Below are 7363 nucleotides of genomic sequence, written 5' to 3' on the forward strand. Positions count from 1 at the left end.
ATAAGGAATAACCTATTATGAAACTGCTCCCAACCTTGGGCTTAGCAGCACTTTGCTTCGCCTCATTTTTGACTCAAGCCAATCCCGTTAAAGAAGCTCTTGCTGATGCCATGAATCGCCCAGAGCCGGCGCAGGCGGTGACTGCCCCTATCAAAACCGAGTATGGCCTCGCTTTTTTCTTTAGCTCCAAATGCCCGTATTGTCATAAGTTCGCCCCCACGCTTAAGATTTTCGCCAAACAAACAGGCTTACCGGTCTACGCCTTTTCTGTAGATGGATTGGGGCTACCTCAGTATCCCGACCCCCTAACTGCAACCCAAGATATTGTGCAGGAGTTTTATCACTCAACCTCTAATATATCTTTCCCCGCCCTTTTTTTGGTCAACCTTAACAATAAAAAACATGTCACGTTAGGTTTGGGGAACGTACCGCTGAGTGCTCTGCAGACAACCTATAAGGCTAGCTTAACGCTTCCTCACATTAAGGAGCGCTTACAATGAATAAAATCGTGGCATTAGCCGTATTAATGGCCTTCTCTGCCTCTTCTTTTGCTGGAACCACAGGGGATCTTGGGGGCTTTTTTGATGGGCTTAATTACCAAGGTAATATCACCGCCCCTCAATCCTATAAAGGCCAAATGGCCAGTTACTACTCAGGGGGTGGCGCTTATATCCGAACACCGGTTAAGCAGGCTCAGATGGCCGCGTTTACTGTCCCTGAAATCAAAGCCGGTTGTGGCGGTATTGATTTATTCTCGGGCGGATTTTCGTTTATCAATAGTGATCAATTAGTACAAATGGGTAAGGCCATTGTCTCTAATGCCATTCCTTTTGCCGTAGACCTTGCTCTGCAGACTTGGGCGCCACAACTAAAACAAATTAAAGACCGTCTTGAAGCCATCGCCCGTGAAATTAATGCGCTATCAGTTAACTCTTGTGAAACCGCTCAAGCCGGTGTCGCTGCCCTAGCTGGCTTTGCCGGTGTGGGCAACAAGCAATATATTTGCTCAACAATGGGAACCCAAAATAACAAGTTTGCTGACTGGGCCGCCGCTAAAAACGGCTGTAATAATGAAAGTGCCGTTAATGATGGCATCAAACAAGCCTCGAAAGACCGCAATCTAAAAGAGCATATTCCGGTCAATCGTAATATTATCTGGTACTCGTTGAAAAAATACTCAACAATCCGTGACGATAATACCTCTGAGTTCTTTATGTCCCTGTCGGGCACCATCGTTTATAACGAAAAGGGAGATGTTATCCGTTATCCCTCCCTGCTTACTACCAGTAATGACTTAATCAATTTGCTCACCCTCGGGGGTAAGGCTCAAGTATACCGATGCAATAATTACGGTGAAAACCAGTGTCTTAAACCCAAAATTCAAGATATGTCATTTTCACAACATGACACACTTAAATTTAAGGTCAGCAAAATCCTTCGCAGCATCATCGAGAAATACAAAAAAGACCAAGGCTTATCAGACAGTGAAAAGCAGTTCTTAGAGTCTATCTCTCTTCCTGTCTTAAAAATGATGACCGTCAGCCTTGAATCTGGCTATAGCCTCGATGCCACCGTCAATGACTATGCCACCGTGATCTCAACCGATTTGGTGACCGCCTATTTACAAGATGCCCTTCGTCTTATTAAGACGGCCATTGATTCAAAAGGAAGCGCTCCGGAGGATGTTGATAAGCTCTATGCAGTCATTACCCAAGCCAGTGAGCAAATGCGTTTAATTCGAGTTCAAGCCCTGCAGAGTCTTGAGGCAGAGCAGTCTATTATCCAAGCCACCATGCAGTTAGAGCAACGAGTCGAAGGACAATTCTCAGCTCAAACTCGGGCAAGCCTATTATTTAGTAAGGATTAAGCTATGGCGACAAATGTGATGGACGTCTACACTTTTACCGGCGGTAAAACCGCATGGGCGGTGTTTAACGCCCTTGCCACTTTTTTTAATGGCACGAGCTGGGTAGACCTTATGTTTATGGTGGGGGCTATCGCCGTTTTCATTACAGCGGTGCAGTTCTTCTTCACCCGCGACCCTAACCAAATACTTATGTATTTCTTCTCTTATTTACTCATTACAACGCTTTTGCTCGCGCCCAAAGTCACCGTTCGTATTGATGATTCCAGTGGGCTAGGTAGAACCTACCTGGTTGATAATGTACCGATAGGGGTTGCTGCCCCTATCAGCTATGCCACCATGTTTATGTATGGCATGGCTCATGTGATTGATACGGTTTTTAGACTCCCCAATGATGCAGCCTACAGTAAGTCAGGGATGTTATTCGGTTCAAAGGTCATTGGCCTTACCAATCAAGTTTCTATCCAAGATTCCAAATTAAAGAACTATTGGAGCCAGTATCTACAAAACTGTATCCGAAAAGACATGACCATTAACAATAAATACACCTGGTCTCAATTTGCTAATGCTACCGATATCTTTGAGTTCTTGCGTAATAATCGTCCCTCTCCCGTTCGCCGTATTTTAATGGATGGGGATTTTATTACCTGCAAAGAAGCACTACCCAAACTGGAAAAGAGGTTTAATGAAGAGGCTGAGAAACAATGGCCCTTATTGAGTAATTGGGCAAATGTCGGTCGTGTGGGACAAGAGCAAGGGGTGATAAAAACCGCCGTTGCCAACAGCTATAATACGTTCTTTGGGATCAACAAAGGGGCGTCTGAAACACTCCGGCAGAATCTGGCTATCAATGCTATTCGTGATGGACTCTATGATGGGGCGGCCAGTGTTAATGCCTCGGCATCGGCGTTTAATTATGCTCGAACTCATAGTCAAATGCAGACCCAATCGGCGTTAACAACGATGGGGCTTAATGCGATGGAGTGGTTGCCGATTATTCACTCTGCATTAATTTTACTGCTGGCCTGCTCATCCATCCCTGTGTTTTTAATGGCCTTCATTCCAAATATGACAGCGCGTATGCTAAAGGGGTATTGTGGGGGGGGGGTTCTTCCTCATTGCCCTTTGGCCGATGTATTTCAGTTTTATCAATATGATCATGACCTACCAGCTAGAAGCGGCTGGGGCAAATACGACTAATTTGATGAAAGGAATGTCTCTTGATTATTCTGACCCGATTGTGGCACTTCATATGAAGTATGCGGCTATTGCAGGGGGCTTAATGATGCTGGTTCCTTTTATTGCCAAAGCATCCCTTTCTGGCGGTATGGCTATGGTTGGCGCGGCGACACAGCAAGTTACCAGTATGTTGAACTCTAATGCAGTAAGAGCATCCGGTGCAGCGGCCAGTGGTGACATCAGCTATGGTGTGGTTCAGACCGATACTTGGCAGACCAACACTGCAAACAGTAATAAGTTTGATACTACCTACAGCAATCAGAGTTATGGCGCTCTTACTCAACGCGCTGATGGCTCTAGTACAACCTTATTACCTTCTGGTGGTGCGGTCTATAACACCCAGGGGGCGGTATCTAGGACGACATTTGATATCACCAGTGGCGATGTTCAAACGAGGGCGTTAAGCCAGGGAATAACGGAGGCGCAGAGAGCGGCCACTCAAGCCAGCACTTCATACAACCAAACGATGGGAAGTGTGACAGACCAAATGCTGAGTTTAACTCATGCAGCCAGTCGCAATCAGAGCTATGGCAGTGGTACTCAACACACCATGAACTCATCTTTGCAAGATACCCTCACTAAAATGGATGGTGTCGTTGCTGATGAAGCCAAATCGAAAGGGGTTTCGTATGAAGAGGCCTATAAAAAAATGGTTGATGACTATTTGGGATTCAATGTATCGGGAGGCTTATCTGGTTCTTTACCTGTGGGTAAAGCTCAGCTGACAGGAAGTATTGGCGCAAATGGAGGGAAAAAGTTAACTGTTTCTGATAGCTCAACCGATTCTCATCGCACCGATAGAACCAGTCGAACTTCAAATTCACGTCAAAATCAGTTTAATGATGCCATGTCAGCATTTGAGCAGTTTGCGAACTCCAATAGGACTGAGGACTTACGAGGTGAGAACCGCCAAGCGGTTTCTAGCATCAATGAAGGGTTAAAAGAAGCGAAGCAATACGCTGAAAGCTATAACGCTAATTACTCTCGTGAGCAGGCTTACACTTCGGCTCTACACGATACCCAAACCGGCAGCCTTGCTCTTAATAAGAACTTAATCCCTGAGTTCCAGCAGTTCCTTGTGGATAGAGGCTGTGACCATGTAGAAGCATTAATGGTGGGAACATCACCATCGATTAATGATGAACGTGATGCCTATGTCCAAGCCTTCTTTGAACAAAAGTACGCCAGTTATCGCTCTGAGCTCAAAGAGTCACTCGATAACAGTCATATTGGGCATCAAGCTAAAGCAATGCAAGGCACTGACTTACAAGGTTTCTACCAGAGTCAGGCAGGGAAAATTGACTCTGAGGCGAGGAAGGAGCAAATAAAATCAACTGAGCTTGATAGCAAGACTCACGTTGAACAAGACAAATTGTATCACCACGAGGACTATGCCGATAACCGTGATACCCAAACTCATTCAAGGCAATATGTCCAAGACGATCTTGCCGATATCAAAAAAGGACGAGGATTGAAGTAAAAAAATGGCGCTTTTTAGCGCCGCTTTTTGATGAAGAATTTAAATTGCTCTCGATTTTTGGGGGCATAATAGGCCATTGTTATCCATATACCTCCCATCCCTAAGAATAATCCTATCACCCCCCAATCCATCGGGATAATATCATTACTTCCAAGGGAAAAAGCTATCAAGCCAGCTAGTAGGGAGGCTACACCTACTCCTGTTTGTTTAAGGTAGAGCTTTTCAGCATTATCAACCTGCTCATTCCACTCATCTTTAGTCGCTCCATTATTAAAGAGCCCACCTAGGGAGTCTTGGTGGTCACTTTGAGAGTGGTTTAGCAAAGCATTAATTTCTTCGTCACTAAATTCCTTAGCGCGGAGCGCATCTATTTTGCCGGTCAATGTTTCTAATTTGTCTGTCATTATTGCGCTCCTTTTCGTTCAACTTTTCACCAATTTTACCCTTAACGATCACCTCAATCAACGATTGCAGGTGCGTTTTGCGATCAATTAAAGGAGATTATCGATCATGTTATCTAAACATCGAAAGCGTCCAAAATCTGACTCCCAAGCGTTTACTCGCGGCGGCCAAATTTTCTTTCACAACTGGCGCATGTACTTTCAAATCATCAAGCGTATTGCCTCTTGGGGCCTCTGGGTTTCCCTCATATTTACTATCGCTTACTGCTTCTTATTCATTTCAGCCAACGATTGGGCCGTTATCCAAGCCTACTTTCACGCGAAAATGGTCTCCATGAATCCAGGAGCGACCATCATGCTAACTCATGATGGCCGTCAATTTGAGTACGTCGCTAAAGAGCTTTTGGCAAAACCCAAATTCATGAATGATGTTCATAGTACCTTTAGAACTATTTCACTGGCTTTTGCCTTCTCATTTGTTGCTATGATCGTGTTTTTGTCGTTACTGAGTCGATACTTCACCTCTAAAGGTAAAGAGCAAACTCAAGACTACTTAGTGCGAGGGGTTGAAATAGCAACACCTAAAGAGCTTGAAAAACGCATTAAACAACAGAAAAAACCATCCACATTCAAAATTGATGGCTTACAAATCTTACCGAACGATTTTGAAATCCGTCACCTATCCTTTAGTGGGTCAACAGGTACAGGTAAATCGGTCGCCATTCGTAAACTAATTCGTGAAATTCGTGCCCGTGGTGACAAAGCCATCATCTATGACAAAGGTTGTACCTTTGTCTCTCGATTCTATGACCCCAAATTAGATACCATTTTAAATCCCTTTGATGAACGCTCGGTTGATTGGAAAATCTGGTATGACGGCAAAGAGTTCTCAGATTTTGAAAACTTAGCGACGGCTTTGATTGCAGACACCGGCCACGGCGATCCCTTCTGGATCGAGGCAGCTCGTACTATATTTACCAACACCGCCTATCAAATGACGCAAGATGGTAAAGAGTTAAGTAATGAACGATTACTGGATTACATACTAAAAACACCCACTTCGGTATTAAGGGATTTCTTAAAAGGAACGTCTGCCTCATCCATTACGGATGAAAAAGCCGATAAGATCGCGGTTTCAGTGAAATCCATTCTAGCCACTTACATCAAGTCCCTGCGTTACTTAGAAGGACTTGATAAGCCAGATAAGGACGGGAAAGCACGAAAAGCCTTCTCGGTTCAAGATTGGGTGCTCGATGATAACGAAAAAGGCTTTTTATTCTTAACCTCAAACGCTCAACAACATGTCTCACTTCGTCCTTTAATATCAATGTGGTTATCTACCGCCTCAACTGCGATATTAGGGTTGAATGAAAGTGCTTCGCGCCGTATCTGGGTGATCATTGATGAATTACCAAGCCTACACAAACTCCCTGATTTAGCGTCAACACTTGCTGAGGTTCGTAAGCATGGTGGATGTTATTTAGTAGGATTCCAATCCTACGCTCAATTTGTCAAAGTCTACGGCCAACACGCCGCCGATGAAATGTATGATCTACTCAATACTCGATTCTATTTCCGTAATCCATCATCCCCAATGGCTGAGAGGGCCAGTAAGGATCTTGGAGAGCAAGAGGTCGAAATATCAAAAGAGCAGTATAGCTATGGTGCTAATACGGTTCGTGATGGTATTTCTCTTGGACACCAGACCATCACCCGCCCTGCTGTGATGCCATCGGAAATCATGGCTCTTGATGATCTGCAGTGCTGGTATCGAACCTTTGGGGGCTTCCCTATCACCCGCTTAAATCTCGCTTATGATGATATGAAGGCTGTCGCCCACTCATTTATTAAACGTGAGTATGAATCCAGTAAGACAATGCGCCGCTTAGATGGTGAGATAGCTCATTATCAAATCGGCGCCCTTCTAGCCCTTCCTGATGAAGATAAAAAAGCCCTGCTTCGTATTCACCGCGCACAACATGAAGATCAAGAAAGTTTTGATAATGAGCGTGAACGCATGAAAGAGGATGCGCAGGAATTAAGAGAGAAATTGGAAGAAGGAAAAGAGACAAAAACTCATAACAATGATCAAGAGCTTGACGCTCAGAAACTGAAAGAGGATAAAGCAATGAAACGTCAACTTGAAACCATTGACCAGACTGAACAAGCATTGAGAGAAACAGAGGAAACGATGATTAACAATGACATGATGCCTTTCGATTAAGAAGTACGGGTGCTTGAAGATACATACAGAGAGTGTCCTGAATTCTGTGTAACTGTCTAAACTTAAACCTTAAAGGTTAAGGATGGACAATATGGATAAGAAAGCACTCGAAGCTTTTGCTCGTGAAGCCGCAAAGTCAATTAAGACAGAATCTG

Annotated in this window: 6 protein-coding genes; 5 read left to right on the top strand and 1 reads right to left on the bottom strand. The window is 44.3% G+C overall.

Features of this window, described 5'->3' with window-relative positions:
* Nucleotides 1-17: 17 nt before the first annotated feature.
* The 4 genes from traF to CTN07_RS23140 are packed head-to-tail and all read left to right on the top strand — an operon-like array spanning nucleotide 18 to nucleotide 4583.
* Nucleotides 18-500 (top strand): conjugal transfer protein TraF, encoded by a 483-nt coding sequence (gene traF / locus CTN07_RS20040; RefSeq protein WP_050787858.1) that lies wholly within the window; start codon nucleotides 18-20, stop codon nucleotides 498-500.
* A complete protein-coding gene (locus CTN07_RS20045; protein ID WP_005306782.1) occupies nucleotides 497-1867 on the top strand; it encodes a conjugal transfer protein TraH in 1371 nt (456 codons plus the stop codon). The genes traF and CTN07_RS20045 overlap by 4 nt, the downstream gene beginning before the upstream one ends.
* Before the next feature lie 18 nt (nucleotides 1868-1885).
* Nucleotides 1886-3064: a conjugal transfer protein TraG N-terminal domain-containing protein gene (locus tag CTN07_RS23135; RefSeq protein ID WP_249030816.1), complete on the top strand. Its 1179-nt coding sequence runs from the start codon at nucleotides 1886-1888 to the stop codon at nucleotides 3062-3064.
* The gene (locus tag CTN07_RS23140) at nucleotides 3018-4583 is read left to right on the top strand and encodes a hypothetical protein (protein ID WP_232282492.1); all 1566 of its coding nucleotides are present in this window, start codon (nucleotides 3018-3020) and stop codon (nucleotides 4581-4583) included. The genes CTN07_RS23135 and CTN07_RS23140 overlap by 47 nt, the downstream gene beginning before the upstream one ends.
* Nucleotides 4584-4597: 14 nt before the next feature.
* Here CTN07_RS23140 and CTN07_RS20055 read toward each other — a convergent pair whose 3' ends face one another.
* Nucleotides 4598-4987 carry a hypothetical protein gene (locus CTN07_RS20055; protein WP_036766177.1) on the bottom strand — a complete coding sequence of 130 codons (390 nt, stop codon included), beginning with the start codon at nucleotides 4985-4987 and terminating at the stop codon, nucleotides 4598-4600.
* A 106-nt stretch (nucleotides 4988-5093) separates the two neighbouring features.
* Between CTN07_RS20055 and traD the strand changes: the two genes are divergently transcribed.
* On the top strand, nucleotides 5094-7208 hold the full coding sequence (gene traD / locus CTN07_RS20060) for a type IV conjugative transfer system coupling protein TraD (protein ID WP_005306780.1): 2115 nt from the start codon (nucleotides 5094-5096) through the stop codon (nucleotides 7206-7208).
* Nucleotides 7209-7363: the final 155 nt, after the last annotated feature.

It is taken from the genome of Photobacterium damselae (assembly GCF_003026815.1).
GTDB classification, from domain to species: domain Bacteria; phylum Pseudomonadota; class Gammaproteobacteria; order Enterobacterales; family Vibrionaceae; genus Photobacterium; species Photobacterium damselae.